Below are 23,591 nucleotides of genomic sequence, written 5' to 3'. Positions count from 1 at the left end.
CGGTTATGATGAACACTTTTGAATATGCAGGGATGGACACACTTCTTGCCGGGAGCTTCCGGGCGGCTATCTATTGCAGGCTGTCCAAGGACGACGACCTTGACGGGACGAGTGCCAGCATCGAGAACCAGCGGGATATGCTGGAAAAGTTCTGCCAGAAGCAGGGATGGGAGGTTACGGCAGTCTATCAGGACGATGGCTTTACCGGCTTGAACATGGAACGCCCCGACCTGAAACGGATGTTGAAAGCCATTGAGCGGAAACAGGTAAACCTTGTCATTACAAAGGATTTATCGAGGTTAGGACGGAACTACTTGCAGACCGGGCAGCTTATCGAGGATTTCTTCCCAAGGAACGGCGTGCGCTATATCGCCATGAATGACGGCATCGACACCATGCGGGACAACAACGACATTGCGCCCTTTAAAAATATCCTGAACGAGATGTACAGCAAGGATATTTCCAAGAAAGTCCATTCTTCCTATGTGCTAAAGGCGCAGAAAGGGCAGTTCACCGGCTGTATCGCCCCATTTGGCTACAAGAAAGACCCGGAGGACAAGAATCACCTTCTCATTGACGGGGAAACCGCCCCCGCTGTCCGGCAGATTTTTGGGTGGGCATTGGAAGGGAGAGGCCCCAACTACATCCGGCGCAGGCTGGAGCAGCAAAAAATCCCCTGCCCCACATGGTGGAACCGGAAGCGGGGACACCGGAACATCCGCACCAAATGGGAAAAGAAAGACCCGGAAAACGGGCGGTACGTCTGGGACTTCTCCGTGATTAAGGAAATCCTGATGAACCCCGTCTACACCGGCGCAATCGCTTCCCAAAAGACCGAGTACCGCTTTAAAATCGGCACTATCCGGGATAAGAAGCCGGAGGACTGGATTGTGGTGGAGGGGACGCATGAGCCGCTGGTGGACAAAAAGGACTTTGCGATTGTGCAGGAAAAACTGAAATCCCGCCAGCGACCGGGCAAATCCGGGGAAATCAACCTCTTTGCAGGGCTGATAAAATGCGGGGAGTGCGGAAAGGCTCTCACCATCCGCACCACGCATGAGAAGTTCCCGAAGCGTATTTTCTCCTGCAAGACCTATAATGCCTATGGGAAGCAGCACTGCACACAGCACCGGGTTGAATTTGACACGCTCTATTCTCTTGTGCTGAACAAAATCCGGGAGTGCGCCGCCGCTGCCCTGACAGACAGTGAAGCAGTAGCCGGACGGCTGACCGATACCTGCCATGCCAGGCAGAAAGACCAGCGGGAAGCGATGGAGCGCACCCTTGCCAAAGACGAAGAACGGATTGAAATGCTGGAAAAAATGGTGCTTCGGCTCTATGAGGACATGGTAGCCGGACGAATCACAGAAGCAAACTTCAATCTCCTGCTGGAAAAGACACAGAAGGAACAGGCGGAATTAAAAGCCAAGGTTGAGGAAGGCCGGAAACGCCTTGCCGATGAAATCCGGCTTGCCGTGGACGCAAGGCAGTGGGTGGAATCCATACAGGAATACCGGGACATCACCGTGCTGGACGCTTCCATCCTGAACCGCCTGATGAAAGAAATCGTTGTCCATGAAACCATAGACAGCGACAAGACAAGACACATTTCCATCGAAATTCATTTTAATCTCAAACCCATACCGGAAGTGGAGCAGGTCACAGGCTGACCGCTCCCCGCTCCGGGGAGGTTCTTTAAAAACTCCATATATATTTCTTGACGTGCCGCCGCCCGCCAGAAAGCTGTATTGTTCCTACTAATTGGGGATAACACAGCTCATGGCGGGCGGCGGCGTTGCGCTGATCGGTATGCAGCTTATCCCCCTGCTGGCGAACCTGTTTGGTTAAGGCAGGTGAGAGCCTATGCTGAATATCCTCGACCAGATCGGGCAGTGGATAAAAGAGTTCCTGATTGAGTGCATCACAGGGAACCTTTCCGGGCTGTTCGACCAGGTAAATGAAGCGGTCGGGGACGTGGCGGCGGACGTAGGAAAAACACCCCAGGACTGGAATGCCGGGGTGTTTTCCATGATCCGCTCCCTGTCGGATAACGTGATCGTCCCCATAGCCGGAATTATTTTAACATTCGTCCTGTGCTATGAGCTAATCAGTATGATTACCGAGAAGAACAACATGCACGATTTTGACACTTTCAATATTTTCAAATGGATTTTCAAGGTATTTGTTGCTACCTACCTTGTCACGCACACTTTTGACATCACAATGGCGATCTTTGAACTGTCGCAGAATGTGGTGCGCCAGAGTGCCGGGGTGATTACCGGGAATACGAACATCCAGTTTGATGCCGTCATGGGGAGCCTGACGTCGCAGCTTGAGACAATGGGAAACGGGGAACTGTTCGGGCTTTTAGTGGAAACCGTTCTGATACGGATTACTACCCCGATATTGTCTGTCTGCGTCATGCTGGTACTGGTGGGGCGCATGGTGGAAATCTATATTTACTGTTCCGTGGGTGCAATCCCTTTTGCCACCATGACCAATAGGGAATGGGGACAGATGGGGAACAACTACCTGCGCGGGCTTGTGGCGCTTGGATTGCAGGGCTTTTTCATCATGGTGTGCATAGCAGTCTATTCCGTCCTTGTGTCAAATATCGGAAATGCGGCGAACATCCACGGGGCTATCTGGAAGTGTGCCGGGTATACGTTGCTCTTATGTTTTTCACTTTTTAAGACAAGTTCAATCTCGCGCTCAATCTTTAATGCACATTAAGGGGGACGGATATGGAAGAAAAAAGGATGCCTGCCAGATACCGGATGGATGAAACCGGGCAGATGCGCCGCACATGGAACGGCAAGCTGCCGGAGGAATTTAATGAGAAAGATATGCTTCTGTTTGCAATAGATACCGACCTTACACTAAATGGGCGCGTATCGGCTGATACGCTGGATGCGGTCAGGAAAGCAGGCTACAGTTACGAAAACGGGGCGCTTATGCCCTTAGAAATGGATCATCAAAAGGAGGCCAAAATGGAACAACAGAATAACACAATGGAGATCAGCGTAAAAGTCTATCCTGTGCAGAAAGAATCGGGGAACCTGCTTGCTTTTGCAAGTGCAACGATCGGCGGCTGTTTTGCCGTCAATGGAATCCGTGTCATGAACAGTGAAAAGGGAAAATTCGTTGCCATGCCCAGCAGCAAGGGCGGCGACGGGAAGTACCATGACATTTGCTGCCCCACAACGGCGGAGATGCGGAAAGCGCTGGACGCGGCTGTCAAAGGGGAATATGAGAAAGCGGTAGAGAAGCCGTCCCTGCGCGGGGCGTTGCAGAGTGCCGCAAAGGAGGCAGCGGCGCGCCCGGCACCGGAAGGCCAGAGGACGGCAGATAAGGGTGCGCGCTGATGTGCCGCCCTTTGTGCCCTGCATGGAAAATGAAAACGGAAGGAGGGAAAGAAAGTGGAATATCCGCAGGTTTATAAACGCTCCCCGGAGGAAGCAAGGGCCGTGGGAGAAACAGCCCTTTTCAGGGAATCACATAAGCTGAATATCGCCTGTAAAAAGGCAATCGAGACGGCGATCCGGGAGAATTTTGACGGGATGCACCTGAAAAAAGAGTGCCTGAACACAGTCATGGAGGAATACGGCCCTGACCGTATGGATTGGGTGCTGGCAAACACTGTCCGGCATCTGGAGTATGACGGGCGGTTTTCCCATAGCAACAAGGAGTGGGCAGGCAGTTTCGACATTCCGGGAATCAATCCGCACGGCTATGACTTTGGGCAGGATTTTAAGGTGGGGAGCCATCCGGCTGTGCTGGACGGGTTTATCAGCCTGATGCGGCGTGAGAGGGAGGCGGCAAAGGCACAGCCTGAAAAGCCGTCGATCAGGGGGCAGCTTGCTATGCAGTCTGTCCCGGCCGGAAAGCCCGCTGCAAAAACAAATGACAGGGAGGTGAGGTAAGATGCCTTTTGTGCCTGTGCCAAAGGATTTGACAAAAGTAAAGACAAAGGTGGCGTTCAACCTGACAAAACGGCAGCTTGTCACCTTCGGGCTGGGCGGCCTTGTGGGAATCCCCGCATATCTCTTTACCCGTGGCAGCATAGGGAATGAATCAGCCGCCCTTCTGATGATTGGCCTGATGCTTCCCTTTTTTGCATTTGGGATATATGAGAAGGACGGGCAGCCGCTTGAAAAAGTGCTGAAAAATTTTATCAGCGTTTCTTTCATGCGGCCACCGGCAAGGCCCTACCGTACAGACAATGGCTATGCCGCGCTTATGCGGCAGGCGGATTTTGATAAGGAGGCAGAGCAGATTGAAAACAAAGAAACAGGCAAGGCAGGAAAGAAACCTGCAGGCCGCAAAAAACCAGTACAAAAAGGATAAGGAGGATTTAAAGGCGATAAGGCTCATGCCGGAGGCGAAACTTACAAAGCAGGAAAAAAAGAGGCTTGCCGCCGCTGTGAAGAAAGCAAAGCGGGATGGGAAAATCCCGAAATCCGCGCAGGAGACGATTCCTTACCGGGAGATGCACCGGGACGGCATCTGTGATGTGGACGGGCATTACTTTACAAAGCAGGTGGAGTTTTTTGACATCAACTACCAGCTTGCCCAGAACGAGGATAAGAACATTATTTTTGAGAACTGGTGCGATTTCCTCAACTATTTTGATTCCTCCATCCGTTTCCAGCTTTCCTTTTTGAACCAGAGGGCGGATATGGAGCGTTTCAGGAAGTCTATCGACATACCAGAGCAGGAGGATAAGTTTAACCAGATCAGGCGTGAATACGTCGGGATGCTGCGGGGACAGCTTTCACGGGGCAACAACGGGCTGACAAAGACAAAATATATCACCTTCGGTGTGGAAGCTGAGAACCTGAAAGCCGCAAAGACGCGGCTGGAGCGGATCGAAGCTGATATTATGGCGAACTTTAAAGTGCTTGGGGTAAAGGCGAAAACTTTGGATGGCTATGAGCGTCTTTCTATCCTGCACCAGATGTTCCACCCGGCCGGGGAGAGGAAATTTCACTTTTCGTGGGATGCGATCTGGCAGACGGGGCTTTCCAGTAAAGATTTTATTGCGCCGGACAGCTTCACCTTCCAGAATGGGCAGTATTTTAAGGTGGGACGGACTTACGGGGCAGCTTCTTTTATCCAGATTTTAGCGCCGGAACTGACCGACCGTATGCTGGCGGATTTCCTTGACCTGGAGAATGGCATGGTGGTGACGCTGCATATCCAGTCTATAGACCAGAGCGCGGCGATCAAGACCATCAAACGCAAGCTGACGGATATTGACAAGATGAAGATCGAGGAACAAAAGAAAGCAGTTCGCGCAGGGTACGATATGGATATCAGTGCGACTCGTTCCTGAACAAAGCCTTCGTAGTTGAAGGACAAAATCAGGCACTAACAAAAGAACGAAAATTTCAAATGTTAGGAGAACTAACAATCCGAGAGGTGGAATGACGGGGTAACGCCCTGAAACGCCCCCTTAATACTCCGACTGGCGGGTGAAAATGAAAACTGACCTGTCAGAAGCTCGGTGAAGTCGGCTGAGAGCAGCCGTATGGATTGCTGGATAATTACCAGCCCCACGAAAGCTGTCCAGAGGTGGACGGTGCTGCCTATAGGCCGGAGGTCTACAAAATACCCAAGGTCAGAATGTTTGAAATATGACTGACGAAAACCGCGAATGTAAGGGTCTATACCATGACGGCATAGAAATGTGCCGGTAGCGTTAATCGCTAGTCAGTGTGGTGGAGTAAAAATTGATGTTATGAAACACCATAGCACGTTACAGGCGTGTTCAAGCTGACAGGCTTAAAGCGGAGACCTAAAGGTATATGTAAAGATAGGATTGTTGGAACGAGGAAAGGCAGTAGGCTTCTATCATTGGGAAGTAAGCAGGCGAATCATATAAGCTGCTGCACTACTGCTGAAAAGCAGAGGTCGAACCGATGATGTTTTCTGCGAAAAAGAGGAAAACGGAGGGATGGCCTCAAGTCAGTCAGACAGGCAACTTAGCGCTTAGTCGCAATTAGGATTGCGAGTATGACAAAAAGAAGTCACCCGCCATAAAGGAGAGTGATGCCTGATGCCAAATGAGAAGAAAGCAAAAACCAAATGCGTGGAATATCTCCGCCACGCCGAATACTACGATATGCAGACTACCTTTGATGAACTGTATGCCAGAAGTCAGGCCGGAGAAATCTTTGACGGTCTGATGGAAGTGATACTTTCGAGAGAAAATATCCTGCTGGCCTATCGGAATATCAAATCTAATACCGGGAGTTTTACGCCAGGAACGGACAAGCTGAAAATTTCTGATGTTGGTAAACTTACCGCTGATGAAGTGACAGCGAGGGTATGTAAAATCGTAAAGGGAGGTAAAAACGGCTACACCCCAAGAAGCGTGAGACGCAAAGAAATCCCAAAGCCCAATGGGAGTACCAGACCACTGGGAATCCCTTGTATCTGGGATAGACTGATTCAGCAGTGTATCAAGCAGGTCATGGAGCCTGTCTGCGAAGCCAGATTCAGCAATAACAGCTATGGATTCCGCCCGAACCGGTCGGTTGAAAATGCGATAGCCGCAATCTACAGGCTTATGCAGAGGTCAGGACTTTACTATGTTGTAGAGTTTGACATTAAAGGCTTCTTTGACAATGTAGACCACTCAAAGCTGATAAAACAGTTATGGTCGCTGAATATCCGGGATAAAGAACTGCTCTATGTAATCCGCAGGATTCTCAAAGCACCAATCCTCATGCCGGACGGCCACACAGAACACCCAACCAAGGGAACGCCGCAGGGCGGCATTATTTCCCCTCTGCTGGCAAATGTGGTTCTGAATGAACTTGACCATTGGATAGAAAGCCAGTGGCAGTGCAATCCGGTAACGGAAAACTATTCTCACAGAGAAAATGCGGCGGGCTGTCCGATACAAAGCCATGCGTATCGGGCAATGCGGAACACGGGTCTGAAAGAAATGTATATCGTCAGGTATGCAGATGATTTTCGGATTCTTTGCAGGACAAAAGAGCAGGCAGACCGGACGCTGATTGCAGTAACGCATTGGCTGAAAGAACGCTTACGTCTTGATGTTTCGCCAGAGAAAACGAGAGTTGTTGATACCAGACGAAGCTATTCCGAATTTCTCGGTTTCAAAATCAGGTTACGCAAAAAGGGGAAAAAGTACGTCGTTCAATCACATATGTGTGACAAAGCATACAAAAAGGTCAAGGCCAATCTGACAAAGCAGGTCGGGAATATTAAATTTCCAAGAAAAGGCCGAGGGGAAGCCGGAGAAGTCCGGCTGTTCAACTCAATGGTCATGGGAATCCAGAATTATTACCAGTTAGCTACTGACATCAGCATTGATTGCGGTGATATTGGCAAGGCTGTTAATACTGTCCTTAAAAACAGGCTGAAATCTGGAAAAACACACCGACTAAAAGAAAAAGGCCGGGACCTTACAAAAATGGAAATCCAAAGATATGGGAAATCGGAACAGCTAAAATATATCGCACAATCCAAAGAGCCGATTTATCCGATAAGCTATGTTCAATGTAAAAATCCAATGAGCCAGCGGCGGAAAGTATGCGCTTATACAGCGGCAGGCAGAAGTGAAATCCATGATAATTTACGGATAAACACTTTCTTACTGTTACAGCTAATGCGGGCGCCTACATACAGCCGCAGTACGGAATATGCGGACAACCGTATCTCACTTTTCTCCGCACAATGGGGAAAGTGTGCAGTAACCGGAAAGGAATTTCAGTGTATATCAGAAATTCACTGTCATCACAAAAAGCCAAAAAGCATTGGCGGCAGTGATAAGTATGAGAATCTTGTATTGGTGCTTGTGGTGTTAGTATATAAGTGTGGACAGGAAAAGTTGAACAACCTATACTATCAAGTGAAAAAGCAAAGGAGATGTTTTACATGGCGAAAAACCAGAAATCTTACACTCCGGAATTCAAGCAGCAGATCGTGGATCTGTATAATGCCGGAGGAACCTCGTATCCGCAACTGGAGCGTGAATATGGCGTAAATCGAAGCACACTCAGCAACTGGGTAAAACAGCTCTCCCCATCAAAGTATCCGGGGAGGAGACGGTCACCCTTAAGGAGTATAAGGCTCTCCAGAAAGAAATCCAACGCCTTAAGATTGAGAATGAAATATTAAAAAAGCGACCGCCATATTCGCGAAAGAACAATAGCCGAGATTGTTTCCTTTATCCAGAACAACTTAACCCGCTACTGTGTATCTCAGCTTTGCAGCGCTCTGAAATTCCCAAGGAGTACCTATTACAAGGCTCTGGTTTGTGTACCCTCAAATAAGCAGAAGGCATATGCGGAATTCGGCAGGAAAGTGAAACAGGCATATGATGACTCAAAACAAAGGTATGGGGCTGTCAAAATATGCCGTGTGCTGAATGATAATGGTACACCTTGCAGCGTCAAGAGGGTGCAGAGGCATATGGCAGAGCAGGGACTGCGCTCTATCGTAGTAAAGAAGTACAATCATCATGCCAACCATGGCAGCATCCCGGAGGATAAGAAAAATATCCTGAGGCGTGATTTTGGGACGGAGACCATCAACCAGAAATGGTGTACGGATATCACTTACATCCATGTACAGAAAGAAGGATGGACCTATCTGGCTTCTGTCATGGATCTGTGCAGCCGAAAGATTATAGGGTATGCCTATGGCACATCTATGACGGCGGAACTGGCGGTTAAAGCGGTAGAAAACGCATGCCTGAATGTCAGGGATACCGAGGGGATCATCCTTCATAGTGATCTTGGAAGTCAGTATACGAGCCAGGCATTTGAAGACTGCCTGGGCAGTAAAGGAATCCTGCATTCATTTAGTCGTAAGGGAAATCCATACGATAATGCCTGTATGGAATCTTTCCATTCCGTACTGAAAAAGGAAGAAATCTATCTTCATACTTACCAGGATTTAAGGGAAGCTCGCAGAGCAATCTTTAAATACATAGAGGGCTGGTATAACCGTAAACGGATCCATAGCTCTATCGGTTATCTGACACCACAGCAAAAGGAGGATGAGGAACTCAAAAAAGCAGCATAATCTTTCAACTTTTTTTGTCTAAAGTATTGACATAGATCCATTGCGCCAGTACATGAACTAATACACGCAGTTGGTGAGGACACTATTTCTTCTTATCTCTCCGCTCTTAAATTGGACGCTTCACAACTTGCGAAGCTAAATAAACTGCGAATACTGGCAAATCGGAAACCTATTAACTTGGAGAACCTGCATCTTACAAATAATTCTCATAATGGTATGACTAAGGAGACTAAGAAAACTGTTTGATTGATGGAACGCCGGATGCGGTGAAAGTCGCATGTCCGGTGTGAAGCGGGGGAAAAGCTGGAGATAATTTCAAAGGCTTACCTATCGCTATTCCCGTCCGACCTGGCAACATACGGCAATGAGGCAAAAACGCTGTTGGAAGATTTGCAGAGCAGGAATGAGCGTATGTTTTTAGTCACAATCCTTGTGATGAACCTGGCGGATAAACGGCAGAAGCTGGAAAACAATGTGTTCCAGACAGCGGGGATCGCGCAGAAATATAACTGTGCCTTAAGGCGCCTTTCTTACCAGCAGGAGCAGGGCTTTGTGTCAACGCTCCCGCTTGGCGTGAACCAGGTGGAGATACAAAGGGGTCTTACCACAAGCAGCACTGCAATCTTCGTCCCGTTTACGACACAGGAACTATTCCAGAGCGGGGAAGCCCTTTATTACGGGGTAAATGCACTCAGCAACAACCTTATCATGTGTGACAGGAAGAAACTGAAAAACCCTAACGGGCTGATACTCGGAACGCCCGGCGCGGGCAAGTCTTTTTCCGCAAAAAGGGAGATCACAAACGCTTTCCTGATCACAACGGACGATATAGCAATCATTGACCCGGAGGCGGAGTATTCGCCCCTTGTGACGGCGCTTGGCGGGCAGGTGATTAAGATTTCCCCTGCATCCTCGCAGTACATTAACCCGATGGATATCAACCTGAATTACAGTGAGGATGACGACCCGCTGATCTTAAAGAGCGATTTTATTTTATCGCTGATGGAACTGATGATGGGGAAGGTGGAACCGGACGAAAAGAGTATTATCGACCAGTGCCTGCGCAGGGTGTACCACCGCTTTTTTGACGACCCGTGCCCGGAGAAAATGCCGATCCTGCAGGACTTGTATGAGGAAATCCAGAAGTACGGGGGAGACAAGGCGCGGCATGTGGTGGACTGCATGGCGATCTATGTCACAGGCTCCTTGAGCGTCTTTAACCATAGGACAAATGTGGATATACAGTCGCGTATTGTCTGCTATGACATTAAGGAATTGGGAAAACAGCTTAAAAAGCTGGGAATGCTGGTGGTACAGGATCAGGTCTGGGGGCGCGTTACTGTGAACCGGGAAATCCATAAGGCTACACGGCTCTATATTGATGAATTCCACCTTCTCTTGAAGGAGGAACAGACAGCAGCTTACAGCGTGGAAATCTGGAAGCGGTTCCGAAAATGGAGCGGTGTCCCAACAGGCATCACCCAGAACGTCAAAGACCTGCTTTCCTCGCGGGAGATCGAAAACATTTTTGAGAACAGTGATTTTATCTATATGCTCAACCAGGCCGCAGGAGACAGGGCAATCCTGGCAAAGCAACTGAATATTTCCCCTCACCAGCTTTCTTATGTTACCAATTCCAATGCGGGTGAGGGGCTTTTGTTTTATGGGAATGTGATTATCCCATTTATCGACCATTTTCCGAAGGATACGCATTTGTACCGCCTGCTGACAACAAGGCCGGAGGATTTGGCGGAGGACGTCGATGGAAAACAGTAACCATATCCAGTGCAACTATATTTTTCAGGGGGATTGTCTGGATTTATCTAGGCAGATACCAGACGGATATGTGTCTATGATACTGACCGACCCGCCTTATGGGATTTCTTACCGGAATAATTTCTCCAGCCAGAAACATTCTGTGCTGGAGGGAGACGGTGGGATTGACTATGAACGGATGGCAGAAGAAAGCTACCGGATTCTAAAAGATAATTCCCATGCTTATTTTTTTACAAGATTTGACTGCTATCCTTATCATTACAAATGTTTGGAAAAGGCAGGATTTACTATAAAAAACTGCATGGTGATAGAAAAAGGAGCGGTGGGCGGGATTGGGGATTTAAAGGGCAGTTTTGCAAATAATTCTGAATGGCTTATCTTCTGCCAGAAGGGTAGGCGCACGTTCAACCGTACTTGTCTTTTGGAAAATAAAAATAAGGAAGGAACTCAGTTTCATCATGGTCGAAAGCCGAGTGCAAAATATAAGACCCGGTTTAATGCCTGCTGGTTTGGAGAGGAATATCCAAAAGCTACATACCATCCAATATGGCAGAAAAAACATGAGATATACCATCCAACAATTAAAAATGCAGAGTTCCTTTCATGGCTGATACAGATTTCAAGCCTGCCTGGAGAATTGGTTTTTGACGGCTTTATGGGAACAGGAAGTACAGCATTGGCGGCAATCCAGACAGGAAGGGAATATCTCGGCGCAGAAATTGACCCAGATTATTACCGTATCATACAGAAAAGGTTACATGACAAAATATAAAGGAGTGTATAAGAATGAAGATCGGCCTGATTGATGTGGACGGACACCGTTTTCCCAATCTCTGCCTGATGAAGCTGTCAGCTTACCATAAGGCAAGGGGCGATCTGGTGGAATGGTACGACGGCAGGAAACGGTATGACCTTGTATATATGAGCAGGGTATTCACGGACACCTATTCAAAAGATTATGAAGGGAATATAAAAGCAGACCAGGTCATAAAAGGCGGCACAGGGTATGGGCTTGACAATAAGCTGCCCGACGCCATAGAACATGCACACCCGGATTATGGGCTGTACCCGCAGTTTGCGGGGACAGCTTACGGGTTCCTTTCCAGAGGGTGCCCGCGCGGATGCGGGTTTTGCATTGTCGGCGAGAAGGAGGGGAAAAGGACAAGGGCGGTGGCGGATCTGTCTGAATTTTGGAGCGGCGAAAAAGAAATCAAGCTCTTAGATGCGAATATCTTAGCCTGCCCGGATTGGGAACGGCTTTTAGGGCAGCTTGCGGACAGCAGGGCAAGGGTTGATTTTACGCAGGGGCTTGACGTGCGGCTTATTACGCCGGAGAAAGCAGCGTTATTAAATAAGGTAAAAACAAAAATGCTGCACTTTGCATGGGATAATCCGGAGGATGACCTAACGCCGTATTTTAAGAGATTTTCCGAACTTACAACGGTAAAAGACAAGCGGAAACGGCGTGTTTACGTCCTTACGAACTATGGCAGCACCCATGAGCAGGATTTGTACCGCATTTATACCCTGCGCGATATGGGGTATGACCCGTATGTGATGGTGTACGAAAAGCCTGCTGCACCGGAGGAAACCCGGAAGATGCAGAGATGGGTAAACAATAAACGGCTGTTCTATTCCGTGAAGGATTTTAAAGATTATGACCCGGCTGCGTACAGAAAGAGGAAAGCTGTTCTATCTTGAAAGGACAGGCGTTTAGAAAAATCTATATCATGCTTGCAGGAAGGAGGTGGCAGACTGGAAACGGGTAAAGAGGCTGCAGCCGTATATAAGACAGAAAAAGCCACATTATATTATGCTGATTTTCTGGAGATTGCGGGCAGCATGGAAGATAACAGCGTTGACATGGTATTTACAGACCCGCCCTTTGAACTGGCAGGGGGAGGGATGAAAAACGGGAAGCTGAATTATGAGGGCGGTGAGATATTCAGGAATTACGGGTTCAGCACAAAAAACATTCCTTTTACCGAATGGATACCGGAAATATACAGGATATTGAAAAGCAGGCGGTATTTTTATGTGATGACCAATGACCGGAATATTTTTTCTATCCACAAAGCCTGCGTTGACTGCAACTTTAAATTCTGTGAACTGTTAGTGCTGGATAAAAAAATGACAGTGCCTTCTACCTATTATCCGAAAAGGGCCGAATTTATCCTGATGTACCGGAAAGGGAATTACAGGAAGTCCCATTTTTTAGGTTCAACGGTCATAGAAGAAAGGATGCCGAGAGGAAAGGAAAAACGGCACCCGACGGAAAAACCGGTATCTATGATAGAGCATCTGGTCCTGTGTTCCACGCTGGAAAACGAAGTGTGCTTTGACCCGTTTATGGGAAGCGGTTCGACAGGGGAAGCGTGCATCAGGGCAGACCGCAGATTTATAGGAGTAGAAATAGAAGATAAGTGGTTTACAGTTTCACAAAACAGGATCATGCAGTTATGAGACGTATCACAAAAATGGGGCAGTCCATTTAAGGTCTGTTCTTGAAGGATGCAGTCAATCAATGATGATAAATGGGGAGGCGTATTTTCGGATGCGCCTTTTTTACATGGAAGGAGGGAAACAGCATGAACGGTCAGGATATGCAGATGGGAGAGCTTCTGGAAAATGAAGCGGTCAGGCAGTTTTTACAGCTTCTTACGGAGAACCGCCCCGATCAGGGGCAGGACTATTCCATGATGCTCTGGCAGGTGGATAACATGGCAGACAAACTGAACAGGGCGTTGGCGGAACTGCACGAAGTCAAAGGGCAGCTTGCCACAATGCAGGAGAACCCGGCGAAGCGATTTGTGTCGCGGGTGGCGGATGCAGTGGAGGAAAGGCTCCATGCTATGCAGGAGCGGCTTGCGGAGATGAAAACGCATATTGTGGAGGGTGCAAAGGAGGCTGTGGAAGGGTTCAAGCGTACCGGCGTAAAGGCGTTAGACGGGGCGGTTTCCGCGCTGGGCATCAGGAAAGCGTTGGAAAGTATGCAGAAAGGCATCGGGGAATCCATAGCAGATGTGAAAAAATCCATAGAGAAAGTGGAGAACCTGGGGCATGAACTTCGGAGCGCAGGCGGGCACATCAAAAATGCGGGCCGCACCATCATGGGGAAGGAGCGGCAGGAAATAGACGGCGGAAGTGAGGGGCGCATCCAGGCGGCTGTCCTTTCGCCCCTGCGGATGGAAAAAACGATTCTGAACCAGCTTAACAACATGGCCCTTGCTGCGATTGGGAACGTGGAGCGTCTGGAACAGGCGGCAGGGCATACAAAAGAGGAAGCCGTTTCAGAAGCAGGACAGGAGGGGCCGGAAACATTTGAGGCAGTGGATGAGCTGGAAGATTTGGAGCCGTCTGCGGATAGCGGGAAAGAAAAGCCCTCCGTATTAAAGGATTTGCAGGAGAAGAAAGCGCTTGCCGCCGCCCAGACGATGCCTATGCCGGATAAAGGGACAAAGAGCCGGGAGGCGGCATTATGAGAGGGCAGGAATTTCGGGCGCGGGATAAAAAAGTTCAGAAAATGACCCGTGACGGCTTGACGGAGAAAAACCTGACGGCTGGCACTGAGCAGCGGATCAGCGGCAGGCTTGCGGATGTATCTTTCGGGCATGAAAGAAAAGAAGATACAGCGGCAGGGCACCGTGCGAAAAGCCGTACACAGAAAACCATGCGCGGCACCGGCGCTCCCGTGCGTGGTGCCAGTAAAGTACCGGAGGGCAGGAACCAGTCTAAGGCAGTACAGCGCAGCTTACTTAGGGAGAGAATTACAGAAGAAGAAAGACCGGACGGGGAGAGGGAAGTGCCGGAGGAAACAGCGGTGTCCGATATGCCGGAAAAAGGGCATATTTTTGACACGGACAGGACAAAACCGGCAGATGCTCCCAAAGGCCGGGCAGAGGGAAGGAAACGGATGGCGGCAAAATTCTCTGAAAGCAGCACAGGGCCGGAGAAATCCGGGCGGCTGCATTATGAGAAAAGCGAGATACCACCGGAGGAACGGGCCAGTGCAGATGCACCAAAGGACGGAAAGCCTGACCCAGAGAAAAGAGCGGCGAAGCCGCGCCGGATAAGGCAGTATGAAAAGGCGCAGGAACGCGTGGAGAAAGCTGAAAGAAAGCTGGAAGAAACAAAAGAAAGGCTTCCGTCCCGTACCCATATACGCCTGCAAAAAGAGTATGACGGTGAGGCCGGTAAGATGAGAGGCCGCCTCCATTTTGAGACGGAGATCATACCGGAGAATGAAAAACTTCCGCTCGCAAAAAGGGCAGGCCGGGCAGTAGGGCACACGGCATCCACGGCGGCTGTCCTGAAAGCGCACCAGAAAATCCGTGAGGCAGAATCGGATAACGTGGGCGTGGAAGCCTCACATAAAGCGGAATTTGCAGCGGAGCGTGGCGTAGGATGGGCGGTGAGGAAAAGGCGGCAGCGCCTCCGGGAAAAGCCATACCGGGAAGTGAGGAGGGCAGAAGGGAGGCTTGCAGAGGCGGGTGCGGATATGGCGTACAAAAAACTCCTTGTGGATCATCCGGAACTGGAGAAAAAAGCCTTTGCAAAGTGGGTGCAGAAACAGAAGCTGAAGCGTAAGTATGCGGCTGCGGCCAGGGAAGCATCAAAGGAAATAAAGCACACTGCAAACGTGCTGAATGCTGCCGGGCAGGTGGTACGGGCGCTGGCACAGGCCGTGGCGTCGCATAAAGCTGTTCTGGGAACGGTTGGGATCGGCATACTGATCGTTTCCATGTTCGGCTCCCTGTTTTCTTCCTGTTCTGCCATGCTCTCCGGCGTACAGTCCGCAGTTATTTCCACCTGTTATGTGGCGGATGATGCGGAGATCAACCAGAGCGAGCTGCGGTACACGGAACTGGAAACGGACTTGCAGATAGAGATTAACCGGACAGAGGAAGATTACCCTGACTATGATGAGTACCGTTATAACATCGGGGAGATCGGGCATAACCCCTACGAACTGATGGGGTATCTTTCGGCGGCTTATGATGATTTCACTTATGCACAGGTAGAAGCAGAGATAAACCGCCTGTTCGGGGAGCAGTACCAGCTTACGCGGGAGGAAATCACAGAGATACGCACCTATACGGATGAGGAAGGGGAAGAACACGAGCAGGAGTGGCATGTGTTAAAAACAACGCTGTCTGTAAATCCTCTGGCGGATATTATCGCGGGGAGCCTTACGCCGGGGGATGCGTCTGACCGGTACGGGGTATATATGCAGACATTGGGCAACCGCCAGTGTTACGGCAATCCCTTTGATTTTGACTGGATCGGCTATGTGACAAGCCCTTACGGGTACAGAATCCACCCCATCAGCGGGGAAAAGAACCTGCACAGGGGCGTTGATATCGGCATAGCAGAGGGGACGCCCATTAAAGCGGCACAGGACGGCACTGTGGTCTCAGCGGGAAATGCCGGGGATTACGGGCTGTGTGTGGTGATTGAGGGTGAGGACGGCTACCAGTCCAGATATGCACACTGTTCCTCTATTTCTGTGAGTGCAGGGCAGGAGGTAAAGCGCGGGGACGTGATCGCCGCCGTGGGAAGCACCGGAAACAGCACCGGGCCGCACCTGCATCTGGAAGTGACCCATAATGGAGAGTATTTAGACCCCTATTATTATGTGGCAGGCGGCGGTGACGGCTATCTTCCGGGCGGAGGCACGGCAGGAGGCCCCGATTTTGGGGAAGACCCCGGCGCTGCTATGGGAGACGGCAGTTTTGAAGCCATGCTTGAAGAAGCGGAAAAATATTTAGGGTATCCCTATGTATGGGGCGGATCGTCCCCGTCTACATCCTTTGACTGTTCCGGTTATGTATCATGGGTAATCAACCATTCCGGCGTGGGGAATGTGGGCAGGCAGACGGCGCAGGGGCTGTATAACCTGTGTACCCCTGTTTCCAAAGAGAACATGCAGCCAGGAGATTTGATTTTCTTTACGGGTACTTATTCCACCGCGAACCCTGTCACCCATGTAGGCATCTATATAGGAGACGGGAAAATGATCCACTGCGGCGACCCAATTTCCTACGCTAATATAAACAGCCAGTATTGGTCTGGGCATTTCTATAGCGGCGGCAGGCTCCCGTGACAGGCGCTGCCTAGTGACAATTATAACTGATAAAGTTACAAAAATAACTGATAAATGTAAACAGGAAAGGACAGGAGGGGACGGCATTTTAAATGAAACTTGACAGATTAAAAGCGGAACTGGAAAAAGCAAGGCAGAAGGCGGCGGAGTGGCAGGCGCGCATAAAGGATATTGAGCGCCAGATCACGGAGCAGGAGAACCTGGAAATTATCCAGGCTGTGCGGGGCGTCACCGCGTCGCCGGAGGAACTGAAAACAATCCTGGGGATGATACAGTCCATGAAGGAACTGCCCCAGAGCGAACCGAAAGTAAAGGAGGAAACAGGGAAGAATGAGGAAGAATAGCATACGGTACGCATTACCGGCGCTTGTGTTGTGCATGGGCGCTTTTTTGATGCCTGTAACGGCTCATGCAAAGGGAAACAGCGATACGACACCGCCGACGGTCAGTGCGGAACTGTCAGGGGATACGCTCCATATAGAAGCAAGTGACGAGGATTCCGGCGTGGATGCGGTGTATATCGGCACAAAGCGGATCAATTACCGCGTGGATAACGCGATAGATGTGGAATTTGAAGATTATGCCGGGACGGAAGATAAGAAGGTGGGCGTCTATGCCGTTGATTTTGCCGGGAACCAGTCGGAAGTGGTGGAGATAAAGAATCCCCATTATGAGGGCGCGGCAGATACGGAAAGCACCGCAGAGCAGAAGCCGTTTACACCGGCGGGGCAGGCTTCCGTTCTGGATAACGCCACCGATGGGGACGGCAAGGAATTTTATACCTTCGTCACGCCGGAAGAGAATGTATTTTACCTTGTGATCGACAACCAGCGGGATTCTGAAAATGTGTATTTTCTAAATGCCGTTACGGAGGATGACCTGATGGCCCTTGCAGAAAAAGGGGAAAAGAGCCAGGCGGAGAGTGAGAGCGCTGTGCCGGAGGTTATTGCCTGCACCTGCGCGGACAAATGTGAGGCCGGAATGGTAAACACATCCTGCCCGGTGTGCAAAAATGACCTGTCGGCCTGCACCGGGAAAGAGCAGGCACCGCCTGAAACAGAGGAACCGGTGAAAAAGGAAACAAAGAAGGGAAGCGGCGGCGCTTTCATTTTTGTCCTGTTAGCGGCCCTTATTGTGGGCGGTGGCGGATATTATTTCAAGATATATAAACCGAAGCATGACCTGGATGATGCCGAAGATTTGGATGAACTTCTGGAGGATGATGAGGCGGAGGTCAATGAGGATATGGAAACATCAGATATGCCGGCGGAAACAGAGACAGGGAAGGATATGGATACTTCCATCTATGACGATTACCCGGAGGACGGTTATCTGGGCGGGGAGCCGGAACAGGAGGGGATGGAAGAATGACACGGTTTACAGATTCCCCTTATGAATACCTGATGACGCAGAAACCCTATGCAGGAAGGGAAAGGGATTCGGGGCCGGTGCCCTACCCGCCCCAAAGCCGGTGCGCCGGCTGCCCCTATGGGAGCGGGAAGCCCTGCATAGGCGTGTGCATGAAAAAACTGCTTTCCCAATCAAAGAAAAGCAGGGAAGGAGACGAAAAACATGGGAAAAACGCATAAACAGGCGCTTTTGACTGCCGTCTTGATTGCCGCCGCCCTTGCAGGGCTTGTTTTTGCCCTGTCACCGGCATGGGAGAGGCACAGGGCGGAGGAAAAGCAGGAAGCCATGCTTTCCCGGCTGGAATCATCCATGCCGCAGAAGGAAAACAGTTTGCAGAAAAAGGAAACAGAGCCTTTTCAAAATGCGAGCAGGACTGTAAAGATAACGGCAGATACAGCCGTACCCGTGGATGCTGTGAAAAAAACAGAAAAGACGCCTGAATCAGAGGCAGAACCGGAAACCGTGAAAAAGCCGGAGAAAGATATGCCGCAGGCAGGCGCGGAGATAGGGATTCTTTCTATCCCGAAGATTGACGCGCGGCTTCCTGTGACGGCGGGCGTCTCCGAAGAACAGCTTAAAATTTCCGAAGGGTGGGTCATGCAGACTGAAATGATTGGGAGTGTGGGAAATGCGGTCATTGCAGGACACCGCAGCTATACCTACGGGAAGCATTTTAACCGTTTGGGGGAACTGGAAACAGGGGATGAGATATTTTATACGGCGGCGGATGGGACAGAGATGTGCTTTATCGTAAATGAAATCCTGACAGTATTGCCGGATGACCCCGCTGTGTTTGCAGCGCCGCTTTCGGGCGGATCGCAGCTTACCCTTTATACCTGTACCCCTGTGAAAGTAGCAACGCACAGGCTTCTTGTCCGTGCGCTGCGTGTGGAAGAATGAAAGGAGGAAAACAGATTGAAACAGATTAAAACAATTTTTACAACGGTATGCCTGTTCCTGCTTTTGTCGGTGCCTATGACAGCATGGGCGGCACCGGAGCCGGAACCCGTCACATGGACGGAGACTATGGAGAGCAAGCCTGCGGATGTGGAAGCCGGGGAAGAAACAGAAAACGCCGTTTATGAAAGAGGGGCAGAAACAAAGCAGGAAGCGGAGGCAGATCAGGAAGCAAAACCAAAGCAGGAGACGGAACCGAAGAAAGAAGAAGCAAAGTCCCAGGCCGCCCAGAGAGATTCCGGCACCCTGCGGATTCAGAACGCTGCAGCCGGCACCGGGGAGAGGCTCTCCGGTGCGGTGTTTGCAGTGTATGAAAACAATGGCGCAAAGAAAGGGGAACTTACTTTAAAGGACGGGGCCGCTTCGCTGTCCTTGCCTGCGGGGGACTATTACCTGAAACAGATAAAAGCCCCGTCCGGATATGGCACAGAGCCTGCCCGGATTGTGTTTGCTGTATGGGGAGGGGAGACTACGTTAGCAGAGGTGACAAGTGAAATCGACTTAAAGAATGTAAATCCGCAGGATATTATCCCCAAAACAGGGCAGATACCTCCTGTCCGGGCATACGTCTTTTCTTTATTCTGTTTTGCCGCCGCGTTCCTGTGCGGCTTTGAGCTGCGTCGTATGGATGGCAGGAACCAGAGAAAAGGAGGTGCGCACTTATGGCAGTCTTAGTCCTGGCGGAGAAACCCAGCGTATCCCAGGCAATCGCCGCTGCACTTGGCGTTAAGGGGAGAAGGGACGGGTACATAGAAGGGAATGGATATATCATTTCATGGTGCGTGGGCCATCTGGTGGAACTTGCCAATGCGGACTGCTATGACGCGCGCTATTCTAAATGGGCAAGGGAGGATCTGCCGATCCTGCCCGCCCCGTGGAAGTTTACCGTGTCCCCCGGAACAAAAAAGCAGTTTAAAATCATTCAATCGCTGATGGAGAGGAGTGACGTTTCGGAACTCATAGAAGCGACGGACGCAGGCCGGGAGGGAGAACTGATCTTCCGTCTGGTCTACCGGGAGGCAGGCTGTAAGAAGCCCTTTAAACGGCTCTGGATTTCCTCAATGGAGGATTCCGCGATCCGTGCGGGATTTGAAAACCTGATGCCCGGTGAAAAGTACGATGCCCTTTATGAAGCTGCCCTGTGCCGCGCCAAAGCGGACTGGCTGGTGGGGATCAACGCGACCCGCCTGTTCACAACCCTGTACCGGGGAAAGACCCTGAATGTAGGGCGCGTTATGACGCCGACCCTGGCGCTTTTGACAGAACGGGAACAGGCTGTTACGGGATTTCAGAAAGAGAAATTCTATACGGTTGACCTTGACTGCGGCGCTTTCTGTTTATCCAGCGGGCGGTTTAAGAGCAGGACGGATGCGGAGAAACTGCGAAAACTGTGCATGGGGAAAAATGCCACGGTGCAGTCCGCCCAAAGGCAGGAGCGGGCGGAGAAGCCGCCGAAATTATACGACCTGACAACATTACAGAGGGAGGCCAACCGGATATACGGCTATACCGCGCAGCAGACCTTAGACTATATCCAGCTTTTATATGAGAAAAAACTGGCCACATATCCGCGCACGGATTCCCGTTATCTGACAGAGGATATGGCGGCACACCTGCCTGCACTCTGCCAGTCGGTAGCGGCGGCATTTCCTTTTGCGTCCGGTTTTGATGGCGCGGTGGAAGCGGCGCAGGTAGTATGCAATGCCAAAGTCAGCGACCACCATGCCATCATCCCGACAAAAGAAGTGGCAAAGGTAAATCTGGAGGAACTGCCAACCGGGGAGCGCAATATTCTTTCCCTGACCGCAGCGCGGCTTTTATGCGCTGTCTGCCCGGAGAAACATAAGTTTGCAGATACGGCGGTGGTATGTATATGTGCCGATACGGAATTTACGGAAAAGGGGCGCATGGAAATCTCTGCGGGCTGGAAAGGGCTGGAGCAGGCATTTCAGGACACGTTAAGAAGCAGGCCGGAAGCAGAGAAAACACAGGCGCTTTTGCCGGAATTAAGCAGGGGAGAGACTGTGGCAGTAAAGGAAGCCGTGCTGCATGAGGGAACCACAAGCCCGCCGGCCCGCTATACGGAAGATTCCCTGCTCAGTGCAATGGAAAACGCAGGGGCGGAGGAATTTGCACAGATCGAGGATGCAGAGCGTAAGGGGCTTGGAACCCCGGCCACCCGCGCCGGCGTGATCGAAAAGCTGGTCAGGGGCGGATTTGTGGAACGGAAAAAGAAACTCCTTGTCCCTACGGCACGGGGCATGGAACTGATAAAGGTGCTTCCGGAGAGCGTAAAATCTGCCGGCCTGACAGCAGAATGGGAAGCCGCGCTGAAGGAAGTGGAGCGCAGGCAGCGTTCCCCGGAGGATTTCATGGAAGGGATTACCGATATGGTTTGCAGTCTGGTGAAATCTTATGGGGATGCGGCGGCTGGTATGGGGAATATTTTATCCGCTTCCGGCAGGGAGGCAGTGGGGAAGTGCCCGCGGTGCGGGAAACCGGTCTATGAGGGGAAAAAGAGCTTTTACTGTTCCGCTTATAAAGATGCCGTGCCCTGCGGCTTCGCGCTGTGGAAAGAAAACCCCTATTTTAAGAGCAAACGCAAGGAACTGACAAAAAGGACAGCCGCTGCCCTGTTAAAAGACGGCAAAGTGAAGATGACAGGGCTGTACTCCGAAAAGAAAGGCATCATGTACGACGCAACGATTGTCATGGAGGACACAGGCGGAAAATATGTAAATTTCAGGCTGGAATTTGGAAAGAAAAAATGAAAGGCAGGGATAACGGATGAACAGAGAACAGGAAATAAAAAAACAGGCTGAAGGGCAGGATGGGAAAGAGAACCACCTGGGGGCGGCGGAACTGTCTGCGGAGCAGAACATGAACATGATCGACGGAATCCCGAACAATGAAAAGCCCCGCGTCAACCAGAATTATGTGATACTGGAGAATGAGATCGTGGGAGAGAAGGAGTTTGTCCTGGCTAAGAACCCTGCTGCGCCGCTTCCCTATGTCACATGGGAGCGCAACATGCTAAACGACGAGCAGAAGGGAGGGGAAAACTTTTATTGGGGGAAATATTTCTGCAGCCATGAAGCGGCGCGTAAGAACCTCCATGAGCGGGCCGATGGGGAACGGGAAGATTTAAGGGAATCCCGCCCGTCACTCCTTAGAAACCTGAGACAGAACCAGGAGGGAATCGCCCGGCCTGCGGCTCCTGCCGGGGGACGGGAAAAGCAGGAGGCGTCCTTATGAAACTGTCAAATTATGAGAGAGAGACGATATTCCTCTTTAATGAGGCAGAAAGGAAAGCAAGCATATTTACCTATAATGACGCTTTAAAGAAACAGCTTGCGGCGCTGTGCGAATCCTATCCGGAGCAGGTGCGCCGGACGGAGGACAACGGCTGCGGAGGGGAAACATACGAACTCCCGAAAAAGTGGCTGAAAATAAAGCCGCCCCGCATCCTGTCGGCGGCGCAGAGGGAGGTCGTGGAGCAGATGAACAAAAAAAGATGGGGCTGACGGCACAGGCAGTTTGCCTGGACATTTACCGTTTCAGCCCCTTCACAATGTCTGCAATGCTGGCAATCTGGCTGTCTGTCAGCGATTTTATATCGTCGGCAAGCGCGCCGGCTGCTGTGGGATTGTGGTTATCTGCGTCAAAGAACTCCTGCGGGGAGATGCCAAAGTAATCACAGATATAAAAGAAAACCTGCATAGACGGCAGGGATTTCCCGTTTTCAATCTTATTGATATAGCTTTCGCTCTGCCCTAAAGACAGGCTCATATCCCTTGCGGACACTCCTTTCTGGATGCGGAGCTGTGCCAGCCTCTGCCGAAATAATTCTTCCATCATACAACACCTTCCTTTTTCTATCATTGTATTCCATAGGATGGGTATTTATAGAGAATTGTATTCTCTAAAACACTTGACATATAGAATATAATTCCCTATAATCAGGCTACATATAGATTTTAAGTATATGCGCAGGATAAAGGGGGAATCAGGATGAGCATGAGGAAGATATACCGGAAGATCGCGCGGGAAAACGGCGTGAGCGTAAAAGAAGTAAAAGAGGATATGCAGGCGGCGATCACGGCTGCCTACCAGAACCCGCCGAAGGACGGCGGCGTCACGGCGGCTTACCAGAGGCAGGTGCCGCGGAAAGGGGAAATCCCCACACCGGATGAACTGATACGGTATATGGCAGGGAAAGTCCGGGAAAGCGTATAAGACCGCAGACGACCAAAACAGCATAAAAAACAGGAAAAGCCCATGACAG

The 23,591-nt window shown here is 50.5% G+C and carries 22 protein-coding genes and 4 pseudogenes; 25 read left to right on the top strand and 1 reads right to left on the bottom strand.

All coding sequences use genetic code 11. From position 1 onward, the window contains the following. Window positions 1–5: 5 nt before the first annotated feature. From GN277_RS25650 to GN277_RS25535, 24 genes and pseudogenes are all read left to right on the top strand, one after another. On the top strand, window positions 6–1,670 hold the full coding sequence (locus GN277_RS25650) for a recombinase family protein (RefSeq protein WP_103242569.1): 1,665 nt from the start codon (window positions 6–8) through the stop codon (window positions 1,668–1,670). Between the two features lie 94 nt (window positions 1,671–1,764). Continuing rightward, window positions 1,765–1,848, top strand: a pseudogene (locus GN277_RS25645) (Maff2 family mobile element protein); the annotation flags it as partial. 15 nt (window positions 1,849–1,863) lie between these two features. After that, window positions 1,864–2,733 carry a VirB6/TrbL-like conjugal transfer protein, CD1112 family gene (locus GN277_RS25640; RefSeq protein ID WP_159755447.1) on the top strand — a complete coding sequence of 290 codons (870 nt, stop codon included), beginning with the start codon at window positions 1,864–1,866 and terminating at the stop codon, window positions 2,731–2,733. Between the two features lie 11 nt (window positions 2,734–2,744). Next, entirely contained in the window at window positions 2,745–3,365 is a 621-nt protein-coding gene (locus tag GN277_RS25635; protein WP_159755444.1) for a septation protein SpoVG family protein, read from the top strand. 54 nt (window positions 3,366–3,419) lie between these two features. Next, window positions 3,420–3,923, top strand: a complete 504-nt coding sequence (locus GN277_RS25630) for a DUF3849 domain-containing protein (protein ID WP_159755441.1) — start codon at window positions 3,420–3,422, stop codon at window positions 3,921–3,923. Window position 3,924: 1 nt separating this feature from the next. Beyond that, window positions 3,925–4,347 (top strand): PrgI family protein, encoded by a 423-nt coding sequence (locus tag GN277_RS25625; RefSeq protein ID WP_159755438.1) that lies wholly within the window; start codon window positions 3,925–3,927, stop codon window positions 4,345–4,347. Between the two features lie 25 nt (window positions 4,348–4,372). Next, a pseudogene (locus GN277_RS25620) lies at window positions 4,373–5,317 on the top strand (VirB4-like conjugal transfer ATPase, CD1110 family); the annotation flags it as partial. 741 nt (window positions 5,318–6,058) lie between these two features. Further along, on the top strand, window positions 6,059–8,017 hold the full coding sequence (gene ltrA / locus GN277_RS25615; protein ID WP_244324914.1) for a group II intron reverse transcriptase/maturase: 1,959 nt from the start codon (window positions 6,059–6,061) through the stop codon (window positions 8,015–8,017). Further along, window positions 7,900–8,151, top strand: coding sequence for a transposase (locus GN277_RS32240; RefSeq protein WP_322101273.1), 252 nt, complete (start codon window positions 7,900–7,902; stop codon window positions 8,149–8,151). Before ltrA ends, GN277_RS32240 begins: the two co-directional genes overlap by 118 nt. 15 nt (window positions 8,152–8,166) lie before the next feature. Then, window positions 8,167–9,060 (top strand): IS3 family transposase, encoded by an 894-nt coding sequence (locus tag GN277_RS25610; RefSeq protein WP_322101285.1) that lies wholly within the window; start codon window positions 8,167–8,169, stop codon window positions 9,058–9,060. A gap of 336 nt (window positions 9,061–9,396) precedes the next feature. Beyond that, a pseudogene (locus GN277_RS25600) lies at window positions 9,397–10,836 on the top strand (VirB4-like conjugal transfer ATPase, CD1110 family); the annotation flags it as partial. Further along, the gene (locus GN277_RS25595; RefSeq protein WP_159755435.1) at window positions 10,823–11,608 is read left to right on the top strand and encodes a DNA-methyltransferase; all 786 of its coding nucleotides are present in this window, start codon (window positions 10,823–10,825) and stop codon (window positions 11,606–11,608) included. The pseudogene GN277_RS25600 and the gene GN277_RS25595, both read left to right, overlap by 14 nt. A 14-nt stretch (window positions 11,609–11,622) precedes the next feature. Continuing rightward, window positions 11,623–12,537 carry a hypothetical protein gene (locus GN277_RS25590; protein WP_159755432.1) on the top strand — a complete coding sequence of 305 codons (915 nt, stop codon included), beginning with the start codon at window positions 11,623–11,625 and terminating at the stop codon, window positions 12,535–12,537. 33 nt (window positions 12,538–12,570) lie between these two features. After that, window positions 12,571–13,299, top strand: coding sequence for a DNA-methyltransferase (locus GN277_RS25585; protein ID WP_159755429.1), 729 nt, complete (start codon window positions 12,571–12,573; stop codon window positions 13,297–13,299). A gap of 125 nt (window positions 13,300–13,424) precedes the next feature. Then, window positions 13,425–14,318 (top strand): DUF6674 family protein, encoded by an 894-nt coding sequence (locus GN277_RS25580; RefSeq protein WP_159755426.1) that lies wholly within the window; start codon window positions 13,425–13,427, stop codon window positions 14,316–14,318. After that, a complete protein-coding gene (locus GN277_RS25575; protein ID WP_159755423.1) occupies window positions 14,315–16,939 on the top strand; it encodes a CD1108 family mobile element protein in 2,625 nt (874 codons plus the stop codon). Before GN277_RS25580 ends, GN277_RS25575 begins: the two co-directional genes overlap by 4 nt. 92 nt (window positions 16,940–17,031) lie before the next feature. Further along, window positions 17,032–17,283 carry a DUF4315 family protein gene (locus GN277_RS25570; RefSeq protein ID WP_129174623.1) on the top strand — a complete coding sequence of 84 codons (252 nt, stop codon included), beginning with the start codon at window positions 17,032–17,034 and terminating at the stop codon, window positions 17,281–17,283. Next, entirely contained in the window at window positions 17,270–18,310 is a 1,041-nt protein-coding gene (locus GN277_RS25565; protein ID WP_159755420.1) for a DUF4366 domain-containing protein, read from the top strand. Before GN277_RS25570 ends, GN277_RS25565 begins: the two co-directional genes overlap by 14 nt. Then, window positions 18,307–18,528 carry a hypothetical protein gene (locus tag GN277_RS25560; protein WP_159755417.1) on the top strand — a complete coding sequence of 74 codons (222 nt, stop codon included), beginning with the start codon at window positions 18,307–18,309 and terminating at the stop codon, window positions 18,526–18,528. The genes GN277_RS25565 and GN277_RS25560 overlap by 4 nt, the downstream gene beginning before the upstream one ends. Further along, entirely contained in the window at window positions 18,512–19,249 is a 738-nt protein-coding gene (locus tag GN277_RS25555; RefSeq protein WP_159755414.1) for a class D sortase, read from the top strand. The genes GN277_RS25560 and GN277_RS25555 overlap by 17 nt, the downstream gene beginning before the upstream one ends. A 15-nt stretch (window positions 19,250–19,264) precedes the next feature. Beyond that, window positions 19,265–19,981: a prealbumin-like fold domain-containing protein gene (locus GN277_RS25550; protein WP_159755411.1), complete on the top strand. Its 717-nt coding sequence runs from the start codon at window positions 19,265–19,267 to the stop codon at window positions 19,979–19,981. Beyond that, the gene (locus GN277_RS25545; RefSeq protein ID WP_159755408.1) at window positions 19,969–22,077 is read left to right on the top strand and encodes a DNA topoisomerase 3; all 2,109 of its coding nucleotides are present in this window, start codon (window positions 19,969–19,971) and stop codon (window positions 22,075–22,077) included. The genes GN277_RS25550 and GN277_RS25545 overlap by 13 nt, the downstream gene beginning before the upstream one ends. Before the next feature lie 16 nt (window positions 22,078–22,093). Further along, window positions 22,094–22,561 (top strand): DUF4316 domain-containing protein, encoded by a 468-nt coding sequence (locus GN277_RS25540; RefSeq protein WP_159755405.1) that lies wholly within the window; start codon window positions 22,094–22,096, stop codon window positions 22,559–22,561. Further along, window positions 22,558–22,830 carry a hypothetical protein gene (locus GN277_RS25535; protein WP_129174609.1) on the top strand — a complete coding sequence of 91 codons (273 nt, stop codon included), beginning with the start codon at window positions 22,558–22,560 and terminating at the stop codon, window positions 22,828–22,830. The genes GN277_RS25540 and GN277_RS25535 overlap by 4 nt, the downstream gene beginning before the upstream one ends. A 25-nt stretch (window positions 22,831–22,855) precedes the next feature. On the opposite strand, the gene GN277_RS25530 is transcribed toward GN277_RS25535, so the two are convergent. Further along, window positions 22,856–23,164 carry a helix-turn-helix transcriptional regulator gene (locus GN277_RS25530; protein ID WP_129174607.1) on the bottom strand — a complete coding sequence of 103 codons (309 nt, stop codon included), beginning with the start codon at window positions 23,162–23,164 and terminating at the stop codon, window positions 22,856–22,858. Window positions 23,165–23,308: 144 nt separating this feature from the next. On the opposite strand from GN277_RS25530, the pseudogene GN277_RS25525 reads away from it, so the two are divergent. Further along, window positions 23,309–23,542: pseudogene (locus GN277_RS25525) on the top strand (sporulation initiation factor Spo0A C-terminal domain-containing protein); the annotation flags it as partial. Between the last annotated feature and the right edge of the window lie 49 nt (window positions 23,543–23,591).

The sequence above is a fragment of the Sporofaciens musculi genome, assembly GCF_009830285.1.
Taxonomy (GTDB): Bacteria; Bacillota; Clostridia; order Lachnospirales; family Lachnospiraceae; genus Sporofaciens; species Sporofaciens musculi.
This window is presented reverse-complemented; position numbering and strand designations above follow the sequence as displayed.